Source organism: Halorubrum sp. SD690R (assembly GCF_005435035.1).
Taxonomy (GTDB): domain Archaea; phylum Halobacteriota; class Halobacteria; order Halobacteriales; family Haloferacaceae; genus Halorubrum; species Halorubrum ezzemoulense.
Genome location: NZ_SGTV01000014.1, coordinates 74,949 through 99,564, shown reverse-complemented (window position 1 = coordinate 99,564; position 24,616 = coordinate 74,949). Strand labels below are relative to the sequence as shown.

The following is a 24,616-nucleotide window of genomic DNA, read 5'->3' as shown; positions in this document are numbered from 1 at the left end:
GGCCCGTCGTCACCCCTTGATGTTACAGACCGGGAACGTGCGGGCGACCTTGTCGCCGATGCCGAGCTCGTCGCTCACGCGGATCACCTCGTCGATGTCCTTGTAGACGCCGGGGGCCTCCTCGGCGATGGTGGCACCGGACTGCGCCTTCACGTAGATCTGTTGGCCGTCTTTGAGGTCGTCCTGTACGTCGCCGCCCCAGAACTCCTGTTTCGCCTGCGTGCGGCTCATCAGCCGCCCCGCGCCGTGGGCGGTCGAGCCGAACGAGGCGCCCATCGACTCCTCGCCGCCGCGGAGGACGTACGAGCCCGCGCCCATGCTGCCGGGGATGATGACGGGCTGGCCGACCCCGCGGTACGCCTCGGGCACGTCCCCGTTGCCGGCGGGGAATGCCCGCGTCGCGCCCTTGCGGTGGACGTACAGCTCGCGCTCCGCTCGGTCGACGGCCGCGTCGCCGACGGCGGGGCGCCCCTCGGCGTCGACGCCGACCTCGTGGGTCTCCTTCTTGGCGATGTTGTGCGCCACGTCGTACAGCAGCTCCATCCCGAGGTCCTCGATCGGGTCGGCGTCGAACACCTGGCCGAACGTCTCGCGCGCCTGATGCGTGATCAGCTGGCGGTTCACCCACGCGAAGTTGATGCACGCGCCCATCGCGCCGTAGTACTCGTCGGCCAGGTCGGAGCCGGCCGGCGCGGCCGCGAGCTCCTTGTCGGGGAGCTCGGCGAGCAGGCCGTCGTGCTCCTGCTCGATCCGCCGGAGGTAGTCGTTACAGGTCTGGTGGCCCAGCCCGCGGCTCCCGCAGTGGATTAAGACGACGATGCCGTCCGCTTCGAGGCCGTACGCCTCGGCCACGTCCCCGCGGAACACGTCGGTGACGCGCTGGACCTCCAGGAAGTGGTTGCCCGAACCGAGCGACCCCATCTGGTTCCGGCCGCGGTCCATCGCCTTCTGGGAGACGTACTCCGGCCGGGCGTCGGGGCGACGCCCCTCGTCCTCGCAGCGCGCGAGGTCGCTCTCGATCCCGTACCCCTCCTCGACCGCCCACTCGACGCCCCGTTCGAGCGCGCCCTCGATCGCGTCGGCGTCGCCGTCTATCACGCCGCCGCCGCCCAGTCCCGACGGGACGGCCTCGAACAGCGCGTCGACCAGCTCCTCCTCCCGGCCGCGCACGTCGTCGTAGGTGAGATTCGTTCGCACCATTCTGACGCCGCAGTTGATGTCATAGCCGACCGCTCCCGGCGAAATACAGCCGGTTCGGGCGTCGATAGCCCCCACGCCGCCGACCGGGAAGCCGTACCCCTGGTGCCCGTCGGGCATACAGAGCGCGGGCTCGACGATGCCGGGAAGGTGAGTGGCGTTTTTCAACTGCTGGAGCGAGTCGTCGTCGCCAATCTCCTCGAGCAGCGACTCGCTGGCGAGGACCCGGGCGGGGACGTTCATGTCGCCCTCGCGGGGGACCTCCCAGACGTGCTCGCGCACCTTCTCCAGTCGGATCCCATCGAACTCGCGCGTTGTCATACCCGGCGTTCGACGCGGGGAGGCAAGGGCGTTGCGTCAGCGGGCGGCGACGCGAGCGAGTCCGTCGAGATTGACGCCCGTCGCCCGACCGCGACCGCCTACTGGTCGAGCGGGTCGATCGGGAGCCAGCCGATCGCGCCCTCGGCGAGCGTGAACGCGGCGAAGACTCGGCCGAGGACGAGCCCGTACAGCAGGTGCGCGACCGCGATGACCGCGCCGAACTCGAAGCTGGCCGTCAGTCCCGGCACCGGGAGCGTCGGCACCGGCAGCGCGGTCGCGCCCTCGATCGCGATCGCGGCCGGCAACAGCAGGCCGCCGGTGAGCACGCCCAGCAGCGCGGAGTGGACGACGCCGAGCGAGAGGCACCCGCCGACATCTCCCCGGAGCTCCGCGAAGAAGGGGCGGTCGAAGACGGCGACGAACAGCGCACCGAACAGCGCGCTGTTGAACAGGTGGACGGCCCACCCGACGAGGACCGTCTCTACCCCGACCAGCGCGCCGATCGTCGGCATGAGCCCGAGACCGAAGTGTAACACGGCGCCCATCGCGGCGCCGGCCACGAGCCCGCCGCTCGCCCCCGCGCGCCACCGCCGCTCCGTCACCGTCGATCCGATCCCGTCGCTCCGCTCTGAGCGTGACATATGTTAACAATATCCCCGATGACTATAATGGTTCCTCACGGCCGGCTCCGAGGCGGGAGGCACGGCCTCACACGTCGAACACGACGTACGCGTACCACTCGTCGCCGCGGCGTTCGAGAGCCATCTCGGAGTAGGTGACGGCCTTGATCTCTCGGGCGGCCACCGCGCCGAGCGGGACGCCGCGCGCGCTGGCCGCGAGCCGCCACTCGCCCGGCTCCGCGGGGTCGTCCTCGCCGTTCCCGTCGTCCGGTTCGGCGACCGTACAGCGGTGATCGGCCGGGAGCACGAGCCGCACGTCGCGCTCGTATATCAGCCGGTCGAGGTAGTCGAACAGCAGCGCCTCGCGGCTCTCGGCGGTGACCGTTAGCTCGAACCGCTCGCCGCCCGTCGCCGGAACGGACTCCGCGCTCGCGGCCGTAAGTCCGTCGGCGACCGCGGCGAACAGCGCCGAGGGGGTCTCGGCGGTCGCCTCGACGGCGACGTCGGCGGTGTGGTCGCGGAGCTCGTAGGTCATCGCTCGTCCACGCTTCGGCCGCCCTCGCGGCTCTCTCCGCCGGTCTTGTGGCTCTCTCCACCGCCCTTTCGACCCTCTCCGCCGCTCTCGTCGCGGGGCTCCTCCGCGTTCTCCGGTCGCCCGTCCGCCGGGAACCGGGCGTCGATGGTCCGCTCCGGCGCGCCGGGGCGGAGGTCATCCGGGTCGACGTCGTCGAGGTCGGCCGCGACCTCCTCCAGCGCGACCCCGCTCGTGACCAGCGCGCGGATCCCCTCGTCGACGGTCAGTTCGACGTCGACGACCCGGCGGTCGGGGACGAAGACGACGTGGCCGCCCATCACCGGGTTCGGGGCCATCGGCATGAACAGCGTTCGCATCCCGTCGCCCTCGCCGTCCGCGTGGTCCGCGATGACGTCGGGGGTCTCGCTCGTGACGAACGCGAGCGTGTACGTCTCCTCGGTCGGGAACTCGACGAGGACGACCTCGCGGAAGTTCCCGCCCTCCGAGTCGAGCATCGCGTCGCTCATCTGTCGGAACCCCTGGTAGACGGAGCCGACGCCCGGGACCCGCTCGACCGCGTCGTCGACGTAGTCGACCGCGCGCTCGCCGTACCGCGAGGACTCGACGCCGGCGCCCACGAGGAGGATCGCGGCCACGAACACGACCGGCGTCGCGACCTCGATCGCGGTCTCGCGGGAGACCGCGCCGATCACCGGGAGTCCGGCTCCCGGCGTCACGGCCACGACCGCCGAGGAGAACGCGTCGAGGTAGTCGTACACCGCGTTGAACGCGAACGCGAGCACGGCCAGCGTGATGACGGCGGGGACGATGACGGCGACGCCGGTGAGGAAGGCCCGTCGGAGCAGCTCGACCCCCGACGACTCGTCGGTCATTGATCGCGACCACGCGCGACCGCGACAAAACGTTTCCGTCGAGCGCTCGACCCGCGCCGGCGTCCGCAGGCGGTCCGGGTACCGACCCGCCTCGGACCCGGCCTTCGATACGGTCCCGACCCGTTGAGAGCGGAGCTACCGCCCGCAACGGTCCCCGCTGGCGGTGGAGTTATATTCCGCCCGCGTGTTAGGTCATCGCAGTGAGCGTCAACGTCGAGAAACGGACCGACCCGCCCGGCGAGTCCGACTACGCGACCGCCGCGTGGGAGCTCAAAGAGCAGATTCGGTCCGCTGAGGGCGTCCTCCGACAGCGACGCGGCTTCTTCGTCGACGCGTACCGCCGGTCGACCGCCCACCTCCTCGTCGAGAACGACCGGCTCGTCGCGTTCGCCTCCGTCCGGCGCGACGGCTACATCCTCTTTCTCGCCGTTCACCCCGATCACCGCGGCCGCGGCCACGCCGAGCGCCTGATCGCCGACGTCGCGGAGAACCACCGGTCCGTCACCTGTCACGCCCGCACGACCAACCGGCAGGCGCTCGGCTTCTACGAGCACCTCGGCTTCGAGGTGATCCGCCGCATCGACGACTACTACGAGGACGGGGGGGACGCCTACTACCTCAAGCTCGGCGGCGAGTCGCTCCGCGAGCGGCTCTCGGGGTTCGTCGGCCGGTAGCTCGCCCCGTCGGTCCGCCCCGCTCGCGTCGGGAGGCCCGCCGAACCGACAGTAATTACCGCCCGCCGCGAGGAGAGGGCGGCATGTCGCAACCGACTCCCGCGGACCTCGCGACCCGGGTCCGCGACGGCGACCTCCGCTTCCACGAGCTGGAAGACCACGCCGACGCCGACGCCGCGGCCGCCGCGCGCCGGCTGCTCGTCGCGGAGGCGACCGACGCCGACCTCGACCCGCTCGGCGAGTACGCGTTCGACGCCGCGGCGGTCCACGGCTCGAACATCGAGAACACCCTCGGCGGGGTCCAGGTCCCCGTCGGCGTCGCCGGTCCGGTGACCGTCGACGGCGGCGCGGGGACGGCCGAGCGCTACCTGCCGCTGGCGACCACCGAGGGCGCGCTGGTCGCGTCGATCAACCGCGGCTGCTCCGTCGTCGAGGACGCCGGCGGCGCGACCGCGCGCGTGACGAAGAGCGGGATGACGCGCGCGCCCGTCTTCCGGGTCGCTGGCGTCGCCGAGGCCGAGGCGCTCGTCGCGTGGCTGCGCGACAACGTCCCCGCGCTGCGCGAGGCCGCGGAGTCGACGACGAGCCACGGCGAACTGCTCGACGTGACGCCGTACGTCGTCGGCAACAACGTGTTCTGCCGGTTCCGCTACGACACGAAAGACGCGATGGGGATGAACATGGCAACCATCGCGACCCGAGAGGCCTGCGACGTTATCGAGGCGGAGACGGACGCCTCGCTTGTCGCGCTGTCGGGGAACCTCTGTTCGGACAAGAAGCCGGCCGCGATCAACGCCGTCGAGGGGCGCGGGCGCTCGGTCGTCGCCGACGCGACGGTCCCACGCGAGACCGTCGAGGAGCGCCTCCACACGACCCCGGAGGCGATCGCTGAGATCAACACCCGGAAGAACCTCGTCGGCTCCGCGAAGGCGGGCGCGCTCGGCTTCAACGCCCACGTCGCCAACGCGGTCGCGGCGATGTTCCTCGCCACCGGGCAGGACGAGGCGCAGGTCGTCGAGGGGGCGAACGCGATCACGACCGCCGAGACGACCGCCGACGGCGACCTCTACGTCTCCGTCTCGCTGGCAAGTCTCGAAGTGGGGACGGTCGGCGGCGGGACGAAGCTCCCGACCCAGCAGGCGAGCCTGGAGATCCTCGGCGTCGCCGGCGGCGGCGACCCCGCCGGCAGCAACGCCGACGCGCTCGCGGAGTCGATCGCGGTCTGCGCGCTCGCCGGCGAACTGTCGCTGCTCGCGGCGCTCGGCTCCCGCCACCTCTCGTCGGCGCACGCGGAACTCGGGCGGTAGTCGGGCGCCGCGGCCCGCAGAGCGCCCTCCGCCTCAGTCCGACCAGCGCGGGCAGTCGTCGCGGAGCGCCGCCCGCCCCGCGTCGGTGAGACGGTAGACGGCCTCTCCGGTCACGCGCTCGACGAGCCCCGCGGCCGCGAGCGCCTCCAGCCGCGACTCGACGTGGTCGGCGTACAGTCCCGTGTTGCTCGCGACGAAGGCCGGGTAGTCCGTCCCCACGTCGTCGAGGTACGCCAACAGCCGCTCGTCGGAGCGCGTCAGCGAGGGCGCGTCGAGGCTCTCTCCGCGGCCGTCGCCGTTGCTCTCTCCCGAGCGGCCGACCGGCTGTGCGTCGGGTGCGGTCATCTCACACGTGGTGACGTGTGACATAACAAAGGGCGTACCGGGGGTTCCCACTCGATGAGAGTCGTCAGGGGTCCGGCGGAACGTGTTCGGCCGCTAACCGATCCGTCGGAGCCGGTTCAGTCGTCGGCGTCGGCCGGCGGCGTTCCGACCGCGCCGCCGCCGCGTCCGCCGTCGGACGAGCGGTTCGCGAGCAGTGGAGTCCCGTCGGCGCGGGGGCCGAGACGCGGGCCGTGCGGCCCGTCGTCGGGGTCGATCCGGCGCCGGGTCCGGTAGTCGGTCGAGCGCTCGACCGGGGTCCGGCCGATCGCCGTGATCATCTCGACGTAGTCGTCGAACGAGCGGTACTCGCCGTACTCGCCGCCCGCGCGGCTGGTGATCTCCTCCGAGAGGATGGTGCCCATGAAGTCGTCCGCGCCGCAGTTGAGGAGTTTGAGCCCGTGGGCGTCGCCCGACTTCACCCACGACGCCTGGACGTGATCGACGTTGTCTAAGAAGAGCCGCGCGACCGCGACCACGAGCTCGTCCTCGGCGTGCGAGGGGCCGGAGTCGACGACGCCGCGCCGGTAGAGCGGGGTGTTCTGGTGGATGAAGGAGAGCGGAACGAACTCCGTGATCGCGCCCGTGCGGTCTTGGAGGTCCCGGATCACCTTCAGGTGTTGCGCGCGGTGCGCGACCGTCTCGACGTGGCCGTACATCATCGTCGAGGTGACGTCGAGGCCGGCGGCGGCCGCGCCCTCCATCGCCGCCACCCAGTCGTCGGTGCGGATCTTCCCCGGACAGATCACGTCGCGGACCTCGTCGACGAGGATCTCGGCGGCGGTGCCCGGTGCGGAGTCGAGCCCGGCGGCCGCCAGCTCGCGGTACACAGACTCGTACTCCCAATCAGTGCCCCGAGAGGCGTGATACGCTTCCTCTGGGGTCATCGAGTGGAGGTGGACGCCGCCGACCGACATCGCGTCCAACTGCTCGACGTAGGTGCCCGGGTCGGTCGCGTACCGCTCGGGCGGCTTGTAGTTCACCTCGCTCGCGGGGTCGTCGTGCGCGGCGAGGATCTCGTGATGTTCCTCGTTCAGCGCGAACGCGGGGTGGAGCCCCGAGACGGAGCATACCTCGTAGATCCCCATGTCGAGGGCGTCTTCGACGACCGCGCGCGACTCGGCGGGCGGCTTGGTGAACCCCGCGTGCTCGACGTCGCTGTCTGCCTCGAACGCGTGCGCGGAGTCCTTGAAGTTACAGAACAGGCAGCCGGTGTTACACGCGGTGGTGACGTTGTTGTTCAGGTTGGCGACGAAGGTGACCTCGTCGCCCACCTCCTCGCGCCGGCGCCGGTCGGCGGCCTCTAACACCGCCTCCTTGCGGACGGGGTCGATCCCGGCCGCCCCCGTGCCGGTGGCGAGCAGTTCGGTGGCGTCGTCGACCGTCAGCCGAGCGCCGTCGCGGGCCTTCGCGAGCGCGTTCTCGAACGACTGGTCGGTCGCGGGCGTGGCGAAGTCGAACTCCTCCGCGCCGCTCACGGTCCCGCCCTCTCCGCCTCCGCTCGATCCGCTCGCGCCGGAACTGCCCCCCGAACTCATCCCCTAACGTTCCCGGTTCCACCGTGATAAACGGGAGGGTCGCGACAGCCGATGCGTCCCCGGCGGGTCGTTCGGACGCGTCGGCTACCGCCGAGCGAAGGGGGGACACGAGCGGCACAGACTGTCCGCGTTCGCACCGAATCGCCGTACCCTGACGCTCCGAGCGGAACGCGACCGGTCACGGAAGCCAACCTTTTATCCGCTGGACGCTAACCACACGTTAATGGACTCCGCGGTACTGCTCGATCTCCTCGGCAACGAGAACCGGCGGCGCATCCTCCGGCTTCTCGCCACCAAGCCGTGTTACGTCACGGAGATCTCGGAGTACCTGGACGTGAGCCCGAAGGCGGTGATCGACCACCTGCGGAAGCTGGAGGAGGCCGGGCTCGTCGAGTCGACGACGGACGACCAGCGGCGGAAGTACTTCCGGATCGCGCGCAGCCTCCGGCTGGAGGTGAGCGTCTCGCCGTACGGCTTCGGCGCGAAGAGCGCGTACCCGGCGAAGAACAGCCTCGACATGTCCGGTCGCTGTCCGCACCTCTCGATCGAGGGCCCCGACGGGTCGGGCACGACCGGCGACCTCGCGGAGCTCGCGGAGGAGTTCACCCGCCTCCAAGACCTCGACCGGGAGCTCTCGCTCGCCCAGCGGTGGGTCCAGGGCCGCGTCGAGGACACGCTCGCCGAGATCGACGAGCGGCTCGGCGGGCAGGCCGACAGCCGCTTCTTCGCGACCGTCATCGCCGCGGTGGTCGAGACCGACGGCACGCCCGCGGCGGTCGCCGACGAGGTCGGCGCGCGCGAGTCGACGGTCGCGGACGCCCTGCGGCGGCTCTCCGACGTGGGCGTGGTCGCCCGCGACGCAGACGGGTACCGGGTCCGCTGACGGCCCCCTCCCGTCGACCGGATCCGGCGACCGCGACCGTTTCCGGAACCTTTTGGCTCGCCGGCCGGAGACGACGACCGTGAGCCGTCTCAGAAACCTCTCGCTGTTCCTCGTCCTCGCCGCCGCGTGGGGCTCCGCGTTCGTCGCGATCAACGCGGGATTGGCGTACTTCCCGCCCGTGCTGTTCGCGGCGTTCCGGTTCGACGTCGCCGGCGTCGTCATGCTCGCGTACGCGGCGTACGCGGTCGACGACCCGGTCCCGCGCGGCCGGGACCAGTGGCTCGAGGTCGTCTCCGGCGCCGTGTTCATCATCGCCGCCTACCACGCCTTCCTGTTCGTCGGGGAGAGTGACCCGGCGGTGACGAGCGCCGTCGCGGCCGTCATCGTCAGCCTCTCGCCGGTGTTGACCACGGTGTTCGCCCGCGCCCTCCTGCCGGCGGAGCGGCTGACCGCGGTCGGCGCGCTCGGCCTCGGGATCGGCCTCGCCGGGGCGGTCGTCCTCGCGAACCCCGACCCCGCCAATCTGACCGGCGGCGGCACCGTCGCGAAGCTGCTCGTGCTGCTCGCGGCGACCTCGTTCGCGCTCGGCTCCGTCCTCTCGCGGGCCTCGGAGGCCGACATCGCCATCGAGACGATGGAGGCGTGGTCGATGCTCCTCGGCGCGGGGCTCACCCACCTGCTCGCGCTCGCGCTCGGCGAGTCGGTCGCCGACGCGACCTGGACGACGGAGTCGCTGCTCGCCTTGGGCTACCTCTCGGTCGTCGCCAGCGGGATCGGCTTCCTCATCTACTTCGACCTGCTCGACCGGCTCGGCCCGATCGAGATCAACCTCGTCTCCTACGTCGCGCCGGTGTTCGCGGCCGCCGTCGGCTGGCTCGTCCTCGACGAGGGGATCACCCCGACGACGGTCGCGGGCTTCCTCACCATCTGTGTCGGCTTCGCGCTGGTGAAACGCGACGCGATCCGCGAGGAGCTGCGGGCGGTCGGCGTCGCGGGCTGAGTCGGGACCCCGACGGCCCCACTGACCGCCCGACAGCCGACCCCGCCGCAACCGTCTTGTCGGCGGGGCGACGACTTCCGGACCGTGAGCGCCGAACAGATCGACCCCCAGGCGGAGCGGGTCGCCGCCCGACAGTCGCGGGTCCCGCTCCCGCACGGTCGCTACCGGCTGAAGCTCCTCCGTCGCCTGACCGACCCGCTGATGCGGATCCGGAACCGCGACCCGCCGAGCGTGGGCGCAACCGAGTCGCTGACCCTTCCCGGACCCGAAGACGACGAGGCGCGGCGCGCCCTCGGCGACCGGGCGACGGTCGGCGACCTCGACGCGCGGCTCTACCTCCCCGCCGCCGAGCCCCCCTACCCGACGGTCGTCTTCTTCCACGGCGGGGGGTTCGTCCTCGGCAGCGTCGAGACCCACGACTGGCTCTGTCGGCACCTGACCCGGGAGAGCGGGTGCGCCGTCCTCTCGGTCGAGTACCGGCTCGCGCCTGAACACCCCTTCCCGGCCGCGGTCGCGGACGCGTACGCCGCCGTCGAGCGGGCCGCGGACGCGACCGAGCGGCTCCGCGGGACCGGCGACCTCGCGGTCGCGGGCGACTCCGCCGGCGGCACCCTCGCCGCGGTGACCGCCCTCATGGCCGCCGAGCGGGACGGCCCCGACATCGCCCGACAGGCGCTCCTGTACCCGGGGATCGGCGTCGACCCCGACCAGGAGTCGATGCGGGAACACGCCGGGACCGTCCTCTCCCGGGCGGACATCGAGTGGTTCTCGGCGGCCTACTACCGGAGCGACATCCACCGTCGGAACCCGTACGCCGACCCGATCAACGCCGGCGACCTCTCCGGCGTCGCGCCCGCGACGGTCGTCACAGCGGGCTTCGACCCGCTCCGGGACGGCGGGAGGGCGTACGCGGAGCAGCTCGTCGCCGACGGCGTCGCGACCCGATACGAGAACTACCCCGCGATGGTCCACGGGTTCATGACGATGCCGGAGGTCGACCGGGCGCGCGACGCGATCGCGAGCGTCGGCGGCGACCTCGCCGACGCCTTCGGCGACTGACGGCGTTCGACGACCGACGGCGGTCGGTGCCCGTGACAACCCGTCGCAGGGCGCCGGTGGAATTTATTCGGCGGGCGACGACCCTCACGACGTGTTCCCCGAGACCATCGAGACGGACCGGCTTCGGCTGGAGGTGCGGAGTCCCGAACACGTCGACCTCGACGAGTGCTATCGGATCTGCTCGTCCGATCCCGGCATCGACGAGGTGACCGAGTTCGTCACGTGGGACCCCCACGAGACGAAGAAGGAGACGCTAGAGTTCCTCGAACGCGGGCGCGAGCGCTTCGAGGACGGCGAGGCGGCGACGTACGTGATCTACCCCCGCGAGGGGGAGGACGGTGCGGGCGAGATAGTCGGCTTCGGCGGCTTCGGGGTCGACTGGGAAAAGCGGACGGCGACGCTCGGCACGTGGCTCCGCAAGCGGTTCTGGGGCCGCGGCTACTCCGGCGAGCGCGCCGCCGCGCTTGCCGAGGTCGCGTTCGCGGACCTCGACCTGGATGTCGTCGCCGTGGGGCACCACCCCGACAACGAGAAGTCGCGGCGCGCGATCGAGCGGTACGTCGACCGCCTCGGCGGGCGACGCGAGGGGCGGCTCCGCAACGAGCTGGTCTACGCGGACGGCACCGTCCACGACGAGGTCCGGTACACGATCTCGCAGTCGGAGTGGCGCGAGGCGACGACCTGATCCGACGGTGTCCGCCGATAGACGCACTCCTGCGGCCGTCGACGCGATCGTTTCGCGTCCCGATCCGACCCAACAAACACTTACGCCCGCCGAAACGATACTAGGCGCATGTCTTCGACAGCCAGCGGCGGATCGAGCGCGACAGGGGCGGAAAGGAGCCTCGGCCGCGGCGCGGTCGTCGGGGCGGTCGCGGGCGCGGTCTCGTACGTCCTCGGCTACCTGGTCGTCTACGTCACGCAGAGCGGCCGGGTCGAGGAGGGGCTCTCCGGGATCAACTTCTTCGCCGACCTGTTCGGCGGCGACACCATCTCGGTGTGGCGCGGCGTCGGCTGGGTGTTCTACAACGCGCACTTCGTGGACGTGAACGTGCCCTCGCTGATCGGCGCCGCCCGCTCGGTGAACTTCGTCGCGCAGAGCGACGCCGGGCTGACGTTCCTGTACGCCGTGCCGCCGCTGCTGCTCGTCGTCGCCGGGGTCGGGATAGCGCGCGCGGCCGGCGCGGCAACGCCGGTCGCCGGCGCGCAGTCCGGCGCGCTCGCCGTCGTCGGCTACCTCCCGCTCGCGGTGATCGGCGCCTTCCTGTTCCGGTACGCCGTCGGCGACGGCGGCAGCGTCGCCCCGACGCTCGTCACGGCGGCGCTGCTCGCGGGGCTCGTCTATCCGGTCGTCTTCGGCGCGGTCGGCGGGGCCGCGGCCGGCGCCACGGCCGAGTGACTGGTGGATCAGTGAGCGACGGGCCGAGTGGCCGGGAGAGCGGCGACGGGCGCGCCGGGCCGGCGCCTCAGTACGCCTCGTCCTCGGGGTCGAACCGGTCGCCGTACTCGCGGACGGGGTCGACCGGCTGCCCCCCGTCGGTCTCGGGCGCGACGTAGTCGATGAACGACTCGACGTCCGGCTCGCGGACGCGCACCTCGACGTCGATCTCACCGAGTTCGTCCGGATCGCCGACCGCGAAGTTGACGACGCCTTCGAGCGCCGCCTGCTTCTTCAACGAGAAGGCGAACCCGTCGTCGGTGCGGTTCTGTCGGAAGACGCGGCGGGCGGTGTCGAGGATCTCCTGCTCGTGGAGCACGTCGGAGAACGCGTCGAGGCTGTGCGTCTCGGAGACGAGCCGCCCGTCCTCGTGGACCGGCTCCGCGTCCGGGAAGACGTTCTCGACCGCGTCGGCGACCCGGTCGGTCACCTCCGTGTCGTGGACCGGGACCTCGATCCGAACGTCGACGCTGTAGATCACGCGCCGTCACCCCCGGCCTCGGCCGCCTCGGCGGCGTCGCCGTCCGAGCGGTCCGCGCCCTCGCCGTCGACGCCCAGCACTTCGCGGACGCGCTCGCGGAACGCCGTGAGGCTGTCGGTGTTGTCGACCTCGACGTCGGCGCGCTCCAACGTCTCGCCGAGTCCGAGGTCGATCTCGCGGGCGTCGCGCCTGCGGAGCGACGCCAGGTCCGAGTCGGAGTCGTCGCGGCCGCGCTCGCCCAGCCGCTCGGCGCGGAGCTCGAAGGGCGCGCGGATCGCGACGAGCGTGAAGTCGTCGCCGAACGCCTCGCGGAAGCGTTCGAGCTCGACGGTCGAGCGGAGACCGTCGACGACGACGGTCTCGCCGCGCTCGCTCTCGGCCGCCGCCTCCCGGATGCGCGGGAGCGTCCGAGCGGCGATGGCGTCGTCGCCCTCCTCCTCGCGGAGCGTGCCGGCCATCCGGCCGTGGTGTTGCGCCGGGTCGAGCCCGCGGCGGCGACACTCGGCGCGGACCACGTCGCCCATGACGACGACGGAGATGCCAGCCGCCTCGGCCACGTTTGCCGCCTCCCCCTTCCCGCTGCCGGGGAGGCCGACGGTTCCGATGACGTTCATTACCGGTCGCTACTCCGCTCGCGGACTTAGGTCTGCTGTTGGCCGGTGCTGAGCGGCCCGCCGCGAACCGCGGGCGTTTTTTAGACGCGGCGGATCAGAGTCGAGTGAGGGCACGTAGCTCAGCCAGGATAGAGCGTCGGACTTCTAATCCGATGGCCGTGGGTTCGAATCCCACCGTGCTCGCTTCGAACCCGTCGGCTCTCGGGTCGTCTGTCAAACACCCGAATTTGGGGTCGATCGATTCTCTGCGATCGGATCGTTAAATCGTCCGAGACACTGCGGTTCGGGTCCCGTTCAGCAGATTAACGGGTCCCTCGCACGCATCCGACTTTCACTGGACGCGGCGCCGAGATCGCCTACCCGTGTGCGGTTCTCCGTGGACCGTCGACCGGAACCGGCTCGGCGGGACCCTCGTCCGGCAGGATCCGAAATCGACCGTCGACCGCGACGGAAACGATACCGAGCCCGGCGGTGTCGACACGACGTCTCTCGAACCACCGATACGGAGCAGTATCGAGCACGCTCGCCCCCGCCACGACCCGGACGGCATCGCCCGCAACCTCGCCAAAGCGGAATCACGGACCTCGGCGTCCTCGATCGATCCCTCGTCGTCGAAGACTGTTGGTGGAACAGGTAGCTGCGGCCTCAGAATGACCTGCGCCTGTACACCACCCCCGGTCAGCGGTGGCCGGCACACCTTGCGCGTGAACCCCGGTCTCATTCCGTCTGGACACAGAGAATCTATCTGGCACCGGATTCTAGCCCGCCGTGAACTCAAAGAAGGCGAACGGATGCGGTCGAGGGGTCGATTTCGACCTCACCGCCGATCGGAATGGGACACGTCGGGTACGTGTGTCCGAACTCGCAATTGAAGACAACGGGAGCGTTCGGATTGTACGTCTCGAACGCGTCACTAATCGCCTCGCGCTGGCGCTCCCGATACTCCGCCCGCCACTCTCGCGGATTCTCTTCGATGTGTGAGCGAGCGGCGGGGCGCCCGACAAGCACACCGTCGAATCGTTCGAGAAGGCCGCGCTCGCCGAGTGCGCGAAGGTTCGCACCGACGACGGCCGGGTCAGGGACCAATTCGCTCGTCTCTAGCGCGAGGACAGTACCGGTCAGCGCGTCGGGGTCGGGCAGGTACCGATCGGCGAGGAACTGTTCGACGAGGACTGCGTAGCAACCGCCCCAGATCCGACCCGAGGCCGCCTCTTCACCGCCGCGCCAGATCCGGCCGTCGGATTGTTCGATCTCGCGAGTAGTCTCGACCGACTCCGGATCTTCCCAGTCCCCGGCCTCGTCAGTGAACACCTCTGCTTCGGTCCAGTCGCCGATCGAGTCCTCGAAGAGCGCACGCCGCAGGTACTCCTCCGTGTAATCGAACATCTCTCCGTCCATCGCGTATTCGAGCAGCGTCGATCCGCCGTAGTACGAGACGATCCCCTGGTTCCAGAGGAACAGGGCCAGGTTCGTGTTGTCTGAGTACCCGTAGAACCGGGTCGGGTGTTCACGGAGTACGTCTCCGTCGAGATACGGGAGGATCGTGATCTGGTCGTGGCCTCCGATGTTTGCGATCACGGCTGAGACGTCCGGGTCGCGGAATGCGTTCATAACATCCTCGGCGCGTGCCTCCGGATTGTCCGCAAGCCACTCCGGGTCGGCGGTCGCGGTCGGATACTCCACCGGATCGAGGTCGAAAACGTCGCGCATTCGCTCGAGACCGAGTTCGTAGACGAACCGCGCAGACTCGGGTGCGTTCGACGCCGGCGCGACGACCGCGACCCGATCGCCGGGTTCGACAGGGGGCGGAGTGAGGAACTCAGACATGACTGGGATCTACGAAGGGCGTCATATATCTTTTATTCACCCGTGTGCCGCAGTATCAGGAATAATCGGGAGACTGGCACGAGACGCACGAGTGGACGCCCGATACCCGCTTCTCACTGCGCGAATTAAGCGTCGAGACGGTCTCCGTCCAGATACACACGGCAGATCGCCCCGCAGAACACGGGAGAGTACCAACGCTTGCGTTCTGCGTTCGGCACGCGCTCAGCGGACTCTCAGCGGGAGAGGGTTCAATTGCGCCGTGATAACGAGTCCAACGTCTCGTGAGCTACCCCCTCCGGGAGCCATACGCACAAGTGCTCGCTCACCGCAGTGACACGCGTGTACCGACGAGACCTCAGAGACACCGACTACGACGGGCTGCTCGCCGACATGGCCGTCGCAGACCGCGTTGTCCAAGCCGCGGTCGGACCCGACGGGCGGATCGCGTACGCGAAGAACCGCGAGCTGACCACCGACGTCTGGCTGGCGACCGACGGCGAGGACCGCCGGCTCACGAGCCGGGGGGCGTCGGCCATGCGCTACGGGCGCACCGACGCGCGGTGGCTCGACTGGAGCCCCGACGGCGACCGGATCGCCTTCGTCACCGGCGACGCCGAGCTGGCGACCGTCGACGCCGACACCGGCGCGGTCGAGGTGCTGACCGACTTGGAGGGCGGCATCTCCGGCCTCGCGTGGGGCGAGCCCGGGATCGCAATCGTCACCGACGCCTTCTCGCGGGCGAGCCTCGCGGTCGTCTCCCCCGACGGCGACCGGATCGAGGCGATCGCGACCGGCGAGTACCTCTACGCCGACCCGCACTGGCAGGGCGACAGTGTCGTCGCGACGCGGTCGGCACACGCCGACCTGTTCGACTACGAGGCCGCGCTCGTCCGCGTCCCGTTCGGTGGCGACGGCAGTGGGGCCGTCACCGAACTGTTCGCCGAACCGGGCGTCCGGACGGACTGTCCGCGCCCGCGACCCGGCGACGACGAGGCGGTCGCGTTCGTCCACGACGGCAGCGGATACGACGCGGTGTACGGCGTCGGCGGCGACGAACCCGCGGCCGACGGGAGCGACTCGCCGACGCCGATCTACGGCGTCCCGGAGACCGAGATCGCGGCGCCCGAGTGGAACGACGCGGGCGACAGGCTCGCCGTGACCGCCACCGCGGGCGGCCGGACGCACGTCCACGCGGTCGACGTCGACGGCGCGCTCGCGGACGCCGGCCCCGGGACGGGCGCCGACCCCGACGCGGCCGCCGACGCGACCGCCCTCGCGACCGGCGACGCGATCCACGGCGCACCGCGGTGGGACGGCGACCGCGTGTTGTCGGTCCGGGAGACGTCGACCGAGCCGCCGACCGCGGTCGACGCGGCGACCGGCGAGCGACGCACGCCGACGGCGACGGCGGGGCTGTCGGACCGGCTTCCGGCCCCGGAGGCGTTCACCTACGACTCCGACGGGACCGGGGTCAACGCGGTGGTCCACCCGCCCGCGTCGGCCGCCGAGCCGGACTCCGTCCCGCTCCTCGTGAAGCCGCACGGCGGTCCGACCGCCTTCGACGGCTTCGGTTTCGACCACCGGGCGGCGTACTTCGCGGCGCTCGGCTACGCGGTCGTCCGCCCCAACTACCGCGGCTCCGACGGGTTCGGTCGGGCGTTCCGCATGGCGAACGACGGCGACTGGGGCGGCGGCGACCTCGACGACGTGATCCGCGCCGCGGACGCGACGGCGGCGCGCTACGACGCCGTCGACGGCGACCGCGTCGGGATATTCGGCGGCTCCGGCGGCGGGCTGATGACCGTGAACGCGCTCGGCAACAGCGACCGGTTCCGCGCCGGCGCCGCCTTCTACGGCGTGTACGACTACGAGTCGTTCGTCGACGACACCGACGACGTGGGGTGGCAACTACTCAAGCGCGAGCTGGGCGACTTCGTCGCCGACCTCGACGCCTACCGCGACGCGAGCCCGATCCGGACTGTCCCCGACATCGACGACCCGCTCATGGTGCTCCACGGCGAGGAGGACGCCCGCGTCCCGATCAGCCAGTCGGAGCAGCTCGTCGCCGAGCTGGAGAAACACGACGCCCGCCACGAGCTCCGCCGGTACGAGGGCGAGCCGCACGGGTTCGGCGAACTGGACCACGTCCTTGACGCGTACACCCGTGTGGCGGACCTGTTCGCGAAGTACCTGCGTCGGCTCCCGGACGATGGGAGCAGTCGGCCGTACGAGCCGCCGGAGTAGGCCCCGACCGGCGCGCCGACCGTCGGCGATCGCGGCGCGCTCCGAACGTCGGCGATCGCGGCGCGCTCCGCGCCCATCGGCCCGTGCCTCAGTCCGCGGCGGGCGGCGTCCCGAGGTACTTCTCGTTGAGTTCGTACTCGCCGTCGTCGCCCTCGACGAGGTACTCGCCGTAGTAAGGAACCCGATTGGCCACCACCTCCTCGAAGGTGTCCGCGATCTCTTCGCGGGTCATCTCGCCCATCGACCGGAGGTCGTCGTTGCGGTTGAGACACCCCTTCAGGTACCCCTCGTGGGTGACGCGGACGCGGCCGCAGTTGGCGCAAAAGTCCTCGTTCTCGACGGGGTCGACGATCTCGACCATGCCGCCCGTCTCGTCGTCGCTCGCCTCGCCGACGAAGTAGCGCTTCCGGTCGTGCATCTCGCGGTGTTCGACGCGGTCCGCCTTCTCGGCAAGCCAGTCGTGGACGCGCCCGATGTCGACGTTCCACTCCGGCTTGCCGGTCAGCTCCGGCATGTACTGGATGAGCTGGAGCTGGAGCCCCTCGTTGTCGGCGACGTGCTCGACCATCTCCTCGACGTAGCCCGCGGTGTGCGTGAACACGACCATGTTGAGCTTCACGGGGTCGAGCCCGGCCTCGACCGCCGCCTTCACGCCTTCGAGGACCTGCTCGTAGGCGCCGGACTTCGTCACCTCGGCGAAGTCGTCCGGGTCGAGCGCGTCCTGCGAGACGTTGACGCGGTCGAGGCCGGCGGCCTTCAGGTCCGCGGCGCGCCCGGGGAGGAACGTGCCGTTCGTCGTCATCGACACCTCCATCGAATCTGGCGTGCGCTCGATGATCTCCTCCAGGTCCTGCCGGAGCATCGGCTCGCCGCCGGTGAACTTCACAGCGTCGACGCCGTATCCCTCAACGACCTCGAGGAACCGGACCACGTCGTCGGCGCTCATCTCCGCGTCGCTCGGCTCCATCGGCCCGCGCGTATCGCCTAACCCCTCGTTGTGACAGTAGACGCAGTCGAAGTTACACCGGTCGGTAAGCGAGATCCGCACCCCCGTCACCTCCCGTCCGAAGTCGTCCGCGAGTGGGCCGGCCATGGAAGACAGGAACGACCACGCGCGCTTAAATATCCGGGTCGTTCGTGCGGATAGGTAACGTTTGCCGGTTACGTCCAAGCCGACGTGCGGCCGACCGACGGTTACGTCGAGACCGGTGAGCGGCCGACCGACAGTTGCGGTCCGAGTCCGCGCAGCGGTCACAGCGACACGCGCAGTCCGTCGGCCGCGGCCCGTACCTCGCCGTCGAACCCCGCCTCGCGGACGCTTTCCGTCATCTCGCGCTCGCGGCCGCCGGTGTGCGGGTAGAGGTGCGAGAGCAGGAGCGTCCCGACCTCGACGTCCGCCAGCGACTCGCCGAGGCTCGTCGGCGTCGGGTGATTCGACACGTCGACGTCATCTGGGAACGAGCAGTCGTGGACGAGGCAGTCGGCGCCGTCCGCGAACCGCGCCATGCCCGCGAACGCCTCGGTGTCTCCGGAGAGCGCGAGCGGGCCGTCAGCGGCCGCGGCGTCCGAACTCGGCGGCGAGAAGCGGTAGGCGAACCCGTCCATCGAGTGGCGCGTCTCCCGGGCCGTCACGTCGAACCCGCCGGCGGCGAACGGGCGCGCGCTCGACACCTCGCGGACGGCGAGGTCGATCCGGCCGTCGAGGTAGTCGTGAACGCCGAGCAGGCCGTCGACGAGCGACTTCGTGCCCGCGGGCCCGACGACTTCGAGGTGTTCCTCGCCGGCGAGCCAGCGGGCCTTCAGGAGCGGCAACAGCGCCGCGACGTGGTCGAGGTGGTGGTGGGTCAGGAGGACCGTCGAGACGCCTTCGTAGCCCGTGTCGGTCCCCGCGAGCCGCTGGAGGACGCCGCTGCCGCAGTCGACGAGCAGCGATCGGTCGCCGTCGTCGAGGAGGTAGCCGGCCTGCGCGCGGTCCGGGACCGGCATCGCGCTGCCGGACCCGAGCACGGTGAGTTCCATGCCGACGGGTCGCGGCCCCACCCACCTAATTGGCTCGGCCGCGCGGCGGTCGACCGTGGTCGGCTCCGGTCCGATCGGACTCGCTCCGAGGGGCGGGTCACTTGATGAGGAACACCGGAACCGACGCGTCGTCGGCGACGCGGTCTGAGACGCTCCCGAGCGACCGAATCCGCTCGCGCGGCGACTTCCCCTCCGGGCTCATCACGATCACGTCGATGCCGGCCTCGTCGGCGTACCCGACGATCTCCGTGTCGGGCGTCCCGTGCGCGACGTGCGTCTCGGCGTCCAGCCCGGCCTCGGCGGCCGCGTCGGCGACCGCCGTGACGGCGGCCTCGCCCTGCGATTCGAGGTCCTCGACGACCTCGTCGTGGAGGTCGCCCGAGTTGGCGGCCGCGATCCGCCGGTCGACGACGTACAGCGCGTGGAGCGTCGCGTCGTGGTCCGTCGCGAGCCGGACCGCGTGTTCGAGCGCGCGGTCGACCGCCTCGCTCCCGTCGGTCGGAACCAGTATCTCGTCGTACATGCGTCGTCGTTCGCCCGGCCGAGGTTTAACCGTGGGGCCTCGGGGCCGGACTCCGGGAGCGCCGCGCCCGTGCTAACTGCCGGGCGCGAAGCGCGCTACTCGCCGCGCCAGCGGCCGCCGATCTCCTCGCGCCGCATGCTGTTCGCCTCGCCGTCGCGGAAGACGCTGACGCGGCCGGTCTCCTCGCTCAGCGTCACCGTCGCCACGACCTCCGGGCGGACCGAGGTCTCGATGGCGCTCATGTGCCGCGACCCCATCCACGGCTCGTAGCTCACGTCGTCGACGAGATCGGTCTCCTCGTCGCGGGTGCCCAGGTCGCGGAAGCGGACCATCTGGGCCTCGATCTCGCCGTCGACCGCGACGACGACGCCGCCGTCCTGCGCGACGCTCACCGACTCCGCCGCCGTCGCGAGCGCGCCCCCGTCGAAGACGGATGGGGCGGTGTCGCGGGGCCAGCGGTTGTCCCCCATCGGGTCGGCGTACGCCCCGTAGTCGCTGTCGCCGATGACGGCGAAGTACAGTCCCGGCCCCTTCACGTGCGGTTCCTCCCACCCGTCGAAGGAGACGCTGACGTGTTCGGCGCAGTACATCAGCCGGTCGACGACTTCGCACACGCGCTCGTGGTCGCCGTAGTCGATGGCGAGGTCGCTCATCGCCGTCGGTCCTCCCGGTTCGGTCGCCCGCCGCGATTGCCGCCGTCGGTCACGGTCGAGCAAACGAGTCCCCGGTATATAAGAGCCACCGAGTGGGGCGGCGTCGCACGGCCGCCGCGCTCGCCCCGGGCGCTCGCTATCGCCGCCACTCCGTGAACAGTCGCGTGTCGAACCGGTCGGCACGGACGAGGCCGACGCCGAACGCGGCCGCGACCGCCGCGGGCAGGAGGTTCCCGAACCAAACGTTGATCCCGCCCCAGAGGATCACGAAGCTCACCATGTCGTCGAGCATGAACTCGCAGTCGCGCAGCCGGTCGCGGATCCCGACCGCCGCGAAGGCGCGGTCGAGCGTGACGACGGCGACGATCGCCGACAGCACCCACCCGGCGTAGTTCGAGAGGGGCACGCCGTAGAACGGTCCGCCGCCGAAGTTCCAGAAGCCGAGCGACACTGCGCCGGGGTCCAACACGACGTCCATCGCGACGACGACCGGGATCACCGTCGCCAGCCGGACCCACACGCTGTCGGCGCGCGGGCCGAGCAGCAGCAGACACAGCAGGTAGGCGTTCATCACGAGCGGGATGAAGAAGACGGGAAGCGCGACCGGGACCCCGCCGAGCATCGGTCCGAGGTCGACCGTGTACGCGAACTCCCCGTACGGCCACCCGGTGGCGACGCCGACCGACTCGATGAGGTACGTGTACGCCATTAGGACGCCGATCCAGCCGAGCGCGCGGCGGTCGATCGTCGGCAGCACGCCGACGACCAGCGGCGAGCGCATCACGATCACGCCGAACAGCACGAACCACGGGTGGAACGCGAACGGCTCGGGCACCCACCCCTCGGCGCTGCCGACGAGCGCGACCGCCCCGACGAGCGGGAAGACGACCGCGATGGTGAAGCGGTTCTCACGGACGAGCCGGTCCAGCAGCGCCTCGGCCTCGTTACGCGTGTCCGGCGCGCGCTCGCGGAGCGCGTCGAGCCGAGAGCCGGTCGTCGCGGCGGCGGTCGTCCCGGCCGATCCCGCCCGGTCGCCGTCGCTCACGGTAGCGCCTCCCAGAGCGGGTACACCCGCCAGAGGCCGCCCATCGACAGCAGCGTGCCGACGACGGTGTTCAGCGCCGGGAACCACCAGTACGCGCGGTCGACCGAGACCGACGAGCGCGCGACCCACGCGACGAACAGCGGGTACACGCCGAGCAGGGCGCCCAGCCGCGGGTCGACGAGCCAGAACGCGGCGGCCGCGGCGGTCCACACCCCGAAGCAGTAGGCGTACGTGTGCGCCTCGCCGAGGACGGTCGCGGTCGTGTCGATCCCCGCCGCGCGGTCCGGCTCGATGTCCGGGATCGCGGAGAACGTGTGCATCCCCATCGTCCAGAGCCACGCGCCCGCGAGCGCCGCGAGCGGCGGGTGCGCGCCCGCAACCGTCGCGTACGCCGCCGCGCCGGGGAGGACGTACAACCCGTTCGACAGCGAGTCGAGGAACGGCGTCGTCTTGAACCGGGCCGGCGGCGCGCTGTAGCCGACCGCCAGGGCGAGGAAGCCGAGCAGGTACGGCCACGCGACCCGCGGGGTGATCGCGAGCGTCGCGAGCCCCAGCGCGCCGGACGCGACGACGGCGACCGAGACGAACCGGCTCCCTCGCCAGCGCGCCTCGCGGCCCTCCTTCTTCGGATTCAGCTCGTCGATGTCGGCGTCGAACACGTCGTTGACGCCGTAGAGGAAGACGTTGGCCGGCACGAGGAAGTACGCCGCGAGCGCGACCGTGACGGGCGTGAACAGCCCGCTCACGTCGCCGATCCCGTAGGTGACGCCGACGGCGACCGGCCCGGCGAGGTAGAGCCAGAACCGCGGCCGCGACAGCACCAGCAGGTACCGGAGCCCCTCGCCGCCGCTTCTCGCGGGCCGGTCCCCGCCCTCGGCGGTGGCTCGCTCGCCGTCGGTCGCCGGTCGATTCTGGTCGCTCACGGCGGAGATCACACGTCGTCGCCGGCCATCGCTTCCGCGGTCAGCCCCCCGCTGATGAGACACATCGGGACGCCGATACCGGGCGTCGTCGTCGATCCGGTGAAGTACAGCCCGTCGACCGCGTCCGAGGTATGCCCGGGCCGGAGCAGCGAGGTCTGCGTGAGCGTGTGCGCCAGCCCCAGCGCGCTGCCCGCGTAGCTGTTGTACCGGTCCGCGAAGTCGTCGACCGAGAACGTCTCCTCGACGACGACCCGGCCGCGGAGGTCGGTCCCGGTGTTCTCCGCGATGTCGTCGATCACGAGGTCGCGGTACCGGTTGCGGATCTCGGGGGTGTCACGGATCCCGGGCGCGATCGGGACGAGCGCGAAGAGGTTGCTGTGGCCCTCCGGCGCCACCGTGTCGTCGGTCTTCGAGGGGACGCAGAGGTAGTAGGCGGGGTCGTCGGGCCACTCGGGATCGTCGAATATCTGTTCGAAGTGTTCGTCCCAGTCGGTCGGGAGGACGAGCGTGTGGTGTTCGAGGTTCGGCACGTCGCCCTCGACGCCGAGGTACAGTAGGAACGCGGAGGGCGCGTACGTCCGCGACTCCCAGTACTCCTCGGTGTACTGCCGCTTGCGCTCGGGCAGCAGTTCCTGTTCGGTGTGCGCGTAGTCGGCGTCGGAGACGACGCGGTCGGCGAGGTAGCGCTCACCGTTCTCGGTGTCGACCGCGAACGCGCCGTACCGCCCCTCGATCCCCGTCACCTCGGCGTCGGTGACGAAGTCGACGCCGAGGTCTTCGGCGAGTTCGACGATGCCGTCGACGACCGCGCCGATCCCGCCGTCGGGGTAGTAGACGCCCATGTTGTAGTCGACGTGGCTCATCAGGTTGTACAGCGCCGGCGTGTTCGTCGGCGAGCCGCCGAGGAACACGAGCGTGTACTGCATCAGCTGCTGGAGCTTCGGGTGGTCGAAGTAGTCCTCGACGTGCCCTTGCATCTTACCGAGCAGCGAGAGCCCCCACGAGTAGCGCATCACGTCGGTGTCCACGTAGTCGCGCAGCCGCGGGCGGTCCTCGTACACGAAGTGTTCCATCCCGATCTCGTAGGTCCGCTTGGACTCCTCGAGGTACGCGTCGAACGCCTCGCCCGCGCCCGGCTCGTACGACTCGAAGATCTCCCGGTTCGCATCGCGGTCCGGCAGCACGTCGACCTGATCTCCGTCCTTCCAGAACACGCGGTAGTGTGGGTCGAGCCGCTCCAGCTCGTAGAACTCGTCCGGCGACCGCCCGAAGTGCCCGAAGAAGCGCTCGAAGACGTCGGGCATCAGGTACCACGACGGCCCCATGTCGAACTGGAAGCCGTCGACTTCGAGCCGGCTGGCGCGGCCGCCGAGCTGTTCGTTCTTTTCCAACAGCGTGACGTCCGCGCCGGCGTCCGCGAGGTAACAGGCCGTCGAGAGTCCGCCGAATCCGCCGCCGATAACGACGACGGACTCGCCGGCAACGCCGTCGATGTCCGGGACCACGTCCATACGCCATCCTAGGGACGGCTCCGGTATAAATCCGGTCAGACGCGTCGCGGGAAGGTCCCTGACACGTTCGGTCGGCGGGGCTCGCGACGGCATCGCAGCGGTCCGCCACGGCGACGGGAGCGCGCGAGCGGAGCGGCGGGGGCGGCCGGAGTGGATACCACTAAGTCGCCGACGCGCGTACTCCCGTTCACATGGATCTGACGGTCGCGATCACCGGAGCAACGAGTGGGATCGGGCGGGCCGTCGCCGAGGCGTTCGTCGACGAGGGGGCGTTCGTCGCCGTCTCCGGACGCGACGGCGCGGCCGTCGATCGGACCGTCGCGGCACTGAACGGCGCGGGCGACGACCCGGACGGCGACGCCGAGGGCGACGCGGACGCCGGGGACGGCTCGCCGGCGGACGACGGCGGGACCGCGTGGGGCGACCGCGTCGACGTGCGCGACGAGTTCGACCTCGAACGCTTCTTCGAGCGCGTCGCCCGCGAGGCCGGCCCGGTCGACGTCGTGTTCGCGAACGCCGGCGTGTTCCACGGCGCGCCGGGCGAGCGGCCGACGACCGAGGTCACGTACGCCGACTACGACGACACGATGCGCACGAACGCGCGCGGCGTGTTCGCGACGATCCGCGAGGCCGTCCCGCACCTGACCGACGACGCGCGCGTCCTCGTCCCGTCGGGCGCGGTCGCCGCCGAGTCGAAGCCCGGGATGGGCGCGTACGCGGTGTCGAAGGCGGCTGCCGAGGGGGTCGCGCGCGGGTTCGCCGCCGACCTCGACGCGACGGTCGGCGTCGTCGACCCCGGGCTCGTCGCGACCGACCTCACGGGGAAAGAGCGCGCCCGCGACCCCGAGAGCGTCGCGCCGCTGTTCGTCTGGGCCGCCACCGAGGCGCCGGCCGAGGACCTGAACGGCGGTCGCCTCGGGTTACGGGAGTGGAAGTCCGCGACGCGGTAGG

25 protein-coding genes and 1 tRNA gene are annotated in these 24,616 nt (G+C 70.9%); 10 read left to right on the top strand and 16 right to left on the bottom strand.

Translation table 11 applies throughout. The annotated features are described in order from the left end of the window. Positions 1 to 9: 9 nt before the first annotated feature. The 4 genes from EXE41_RS10550 to EXE41_RS10535 form a co-directional block, all read right to left on the bottom strand. The gene (locus tag EXE41_RS10550) at positions 10 to 1,518 is read right to left on the bottom strand and encodes an RtcB family protein (protein WP_137690971.1); all 1,509 of its coding nucleotides are present in this window, start codon (positions 1,516 to 1,518) and stop codon (positions 10 to 12) included. A 98-nt stretch (positions 1,519 to 1,616) separates the two neighbouring features. Next, positions 1,617 to 2,159 carry a hypothetical protein gene (locus EXE41_RS10545; RefSeq protein ID WP_137690970.1) on the bottom strand — a complete coding sequence of 181 codons (543 nt, stop codon included), beginning with the start codon at positions 2,157 to 2,159 and terminating at the stop codon, positions 1,617 to 1,619. Between the two features lie 67 nt (positions 2,160 to 2,226). Further along, positions 2,227 to 2,673 carry an archease gene (locus EXE41_RS10540; RefSeq protein ID WP_049930913.1) on the bottom strand — a complete coding sequence of 149 codons (447 nt, stop codon included), beginning with the start codon at positions 2,671 to 2,673 and terminating at the stop codon, positions 2,227 to 2,229. Continuing rightward, entirely contained in the window at positions 2,670 to 3,545 is an 876-nt protein-coding gene (locus tag EXE41_RS10535) for a DUF502 domain-containing protein (RefSeq protein ID WP_086216886.1), read from the bottom strand. The genes EXE41_RS10540 and EXE41_RS10535 overlap by 4 nt, the downstream gene beginning before the upstream one ends. Positions 3,546 to 3,745: 200 nt before the next feature. Here EXE41_RS10535 and EXE41_RS10530 point away from each other — a divergent pair, with 200 nt between their 5' ends. Both EXE41_RS10530 and hmgA read left to right on the top strand, forming a co-directional pair. Next, on the top strand, positions 3,746 to 4,219 hold the full coding sequence (locus tag EXE41_RS10530; RefSeq protein WP_086216885.1) for a GNAT family N-acetyltransferase: 474 nt from the start codon (positions 3,746 to 3,748) through the stop codon (positions 4,217 to 4,219). Between the two features lie 83 nt (positions 4,220 to 4,302). After that, positions 4,303 to 5,526 carry a hydroxymethylglutaryl-CoA reductase (NADPH) gene (gene hmgA / locus EXE41_RS10525; protein WP_137690969.1) on the top strand — a complete coding sequence of 408 codons (1,224 nt, stop codon included), beginning with the start codon at positions 4,303 to 4,305 and terminating at the stop codon, positions 5,524 to 5,526. A 33-nt stretch (positions 5,527 to 5,559) separates the two neighbouring features. On the opposite strand, the gene EXE41_RS10520 is transcribed toward hmgA, so the two are convergent. Further along, a complete protein-coding gene (locus tag EXE41_RS10520; RefSeq protein WP_086216884.1) occupies positions 5,560 to 5,871 on the bottom strand; it encodes a DUF2250 domain-containing protein in 312 nt (103 codons plus the stop codon). 116 nt (positions 5,872 to 5,987) lie between these two features. Beyond that, positions 5,988 to 7,445 carry a 7,8-didemethyl-8-hydroxy-5-deazariboflavin synthase subunit CofH gene (gene cofH, locus EXE41_RS10515; RefSeq protein ID WP_137690968.1) on the bottom strand — a complete coding sequence of 486 codons (1,458 nt, stop codon included), beginning with the start codon at positions 7,443 to 7,445 and terminating at the stop codon, positions 5,988 to 5,990. Positions 7,446 to 7,668: 223 nt separating this feature from the next. On the opposite strand from cofH, the gene EXE41_RS10510 reads away from it, so the two are divergent. From EXE41_RS10510 to EXE41_RS10490, 5 genes are all read left to right on the top strand, one after another. Next, complete coding sequence (locus EXE41_RS10510; RefSeq protein ID WP_049930922.1) at positions 7,669 to 8,328, top strand: ArsR family transcriptional regulator; 660 nt, start codon at positions 7,669 to 7,671, stop codon at positions 8,326 to 8,328. A gap of 79 nt (positions 8,329 to 8,407) precedes the next feature. After that, the gene (locus EXE41_RS10505; protein WP_049930924.1) at positions 8,408 to 9,328 is read left to right on the top strand and encodes a DMT family transporter; all 921 of its coding nucleotides are present in this window, start codon (positions 8,408 to 8,410) and stop codon (positions 9,326 to 9,328) included. An 84-nt stretch (positions 9,329 to 9,412) separates the two neighbouring features. Continuing rightward, positions 9,413 to 10,387, top strand: a complete 975-nt coding sequence (locus tag EXE41_RS10500; protein WP_049930926.1) for an alpha/beta hydrolase — start codon at positions 9,413 to 9,415, stop codon at positions 10,385 to 10,387. A 91-nt stretch (positions 10,388 to 10,478) separates the two neighbouring features. Then, the gene (locus EXE41_RS10495; protein ID WP_137690967.1) at positions 10,479 to 11,072 is read left to right on the top strand and encodes a GNAT family N-acetyltransferase; all 594 of its coding nucleotides are present in this window, start codon (positions 10,479 to 10,481) and stop codon (positions 11,070 to 11,072) included. Between the two features lie 108 nt (positions 11,073 to 11,180). Beyond that, positions 11,181 to 11,786, top strand: a complete 606-nt coding sequence (locus EXE41_RS10490; protein ID WP_137690966.1) for a transporter — start codon at positions 11,181 to 11,183, stop codon at positions 11,784 to 11,786. A gap of 67 nt (positions 11,787 to 11,853) precedes the next feature. Here the strand turns inward: EXE41_RS10490 and EXE41_RS10485 are convergent, their stop codons facing one another. Next, on the bottom strand, positions 11,854 to 12,306 hold the full coding sequence (locus tag EXE41_RS10485) for an RNA-binding domain-containing protein (protein ID WP_049930931.1): 453 nt from the start codon (positions 12,304 to 12,306) through the stop codon (positions 11,854 to 11,856). After that, positions 12,303 to 12,920 (bottom strand): AAA family ATPase, encoded by a 618-nt coding sequence (locus EXE41_RS10480; protein ID WP_137690965.1) that lies wholly within the window; start codon positions 12,918 to 12,920, stop codon positions 12,303 to 12,305. Before EXE41_RS10480 ends, EXE41_RS10485 begins: the two co-directional genes overlap by 4 nt. 108 nt (positions 12,921 to 13,028) lie before the next feature. Here EXE41_RS10480 and EXE41_RS10475 point away from each other — a divergent pair. Beyond that, positions 13,029 to 13,103: transfer RNA gene (locus EXE41_RS10475), tRNA-Arg, on the top strand. A 591-nt stretch (positions 13,104 to 13,694) separates the two neighbouring features. Here the strand turns inward: EXE41_RS10475 and EXE41_RS10470 are convergent. After that, positions 13,695 to 14,747, bottom strand: coding sequence for a S66 peptidase family protein (locus EXE41_RS10470; RefSeq protein ID WP_137690964.1), 1,053 nt, complete (start codon positions 14,745 to 14,747; stop codon positions 13,695 to 13,697). Positions 14,748 to 15,086: 339 nt separating this feature from the next. Between EXE41_RS10470 and EXE41_RS10465 the strand changes: the two genes are divergently transcribed. Further along, complete coding sequence (locus EXE41_RS10465) at positions 15,087 to 16,991, top strand: prolyl oligopeptidase family serine peptidase (RefSeq protein ID WP_137690963.1); 1,905 nt, start codon at positions 15,087 to 15,089, stop codon at positions 16,989 to 16,991. A gap of 88 nt (positions 16,992 to 17,079) precedes the next feature. Here the strand turns inward: EXE41_RS10465 and moaA are convergent, their stop codons facing one another. From moaA to EXE41_RS10430, 7 genes are all read right to left on the bottom strand, one after another. Beyond that, entirely contained in the window at positions 17,080 to 18,084 is a 1,005-nt protein-coding gene (gene moaA, locus EXE41_RS10460; protein WP_049930938.1) for a GTP 3',8-cyclase MoaA, read from the bottom strand. A 158-nt stretch (positions 18,085 to 18,242) separates the two neighbouring features. After that, complete coding sequence (locus EXE41_RS10455; RefSeq protein ID WP_049930940.1) at positions 18,243 to 19,010, bottom strand: MBL fold metallo-hydrolase; 768 nt, start codon at positions 19,008 to 19,010, stop codon at positions 18,243 to 18,245. A gap of 97 nt (positions 19,011 to 19,107) precedes the next feature. Then, positions 19,108 to 19,533 (bottom strand): universal stress protein, encoded by a 426-nt coding sequence (locus tag EXE41_RS10450; RefSeq protein WP_137690962.1) that lies wholly within the window; start codon positions 19,531 to 19,533, stop codon positions 19,108 to 19,110. A 95-nt stretch (positions 19,534 to 19,628) separates the two neighbouring features. Beyond that, complete coding sequence (locus EXE41_RS10445; RefSeq protein ID WP_049931055.1) at positions 19,629 to 20,186, bottom strand: diadenylate cyclase; 558 nt, start codon at positions 20,184 to 20,186, stop codon at positions 19,629 to 19,631. A gap of 136 nt (positions 20,187 to 20,322) precedes the next feature. After that, the gene (gene cruF, locus EXE41_RS10440) at positions 20,323 to 21,231 is read right to left on the bottom strand and encodes a bisanhydrobacterioruberin hydratase (RefSeq protein ID WP_137690961.1); all 909 of its coding nucleotides are present in this window, start codon (positions 21,229 to 21,231) and stop codon (positions 20,323 to 20,325) included. Continuing rightward, positions 21,228 to 22,166 (bottom strand): prenyltransferase, encoded by a 939-nt coding sequence (locus EXE41_RS10435; RefSeq protein WP_094583375.1) that lies wholly within the window; start codon positions 22,164 to 22,166, stop codon positions 21,228 to 21,230. Before EXE41_RS10435 ends, cruF begins: the two co-directional genes overlap by 4 nt. Beyond that, a complete protein-coding gene (locus tag EXE41_RS10430; protein WP_086216931.1) occupies positions 22,163 to 23,665 on the bottom strand; it encodes an NAD(P)/FAD-dependent oxidoreductase in 1,503 nt (500 codons plus the stop codon). The genes EXE41_RS10435 and EXE41_RS10430 overlap by 4 nt, the downstream gene beginning before the upstream one ends. A 191-nt stretch (positions 23,666 to 23,856) precedes the next feature. Between EXE41_RS10430 and EXE41_RS10425 the strand changes: the two genes are divergently transcribed. Continuing rightward, complete coding sequence (locus EXE41_RS10425) at positions 23,857 to 24,615, top strand: SDR family oxidoreductase (RefSeq protein ID WP_086216932.1); 759 nt, start codon at positions 23,857 to 23,859, stop codon at positions 24,613 to 24,615. Position 24,616 lies beyond the last annotated feature (1 nt).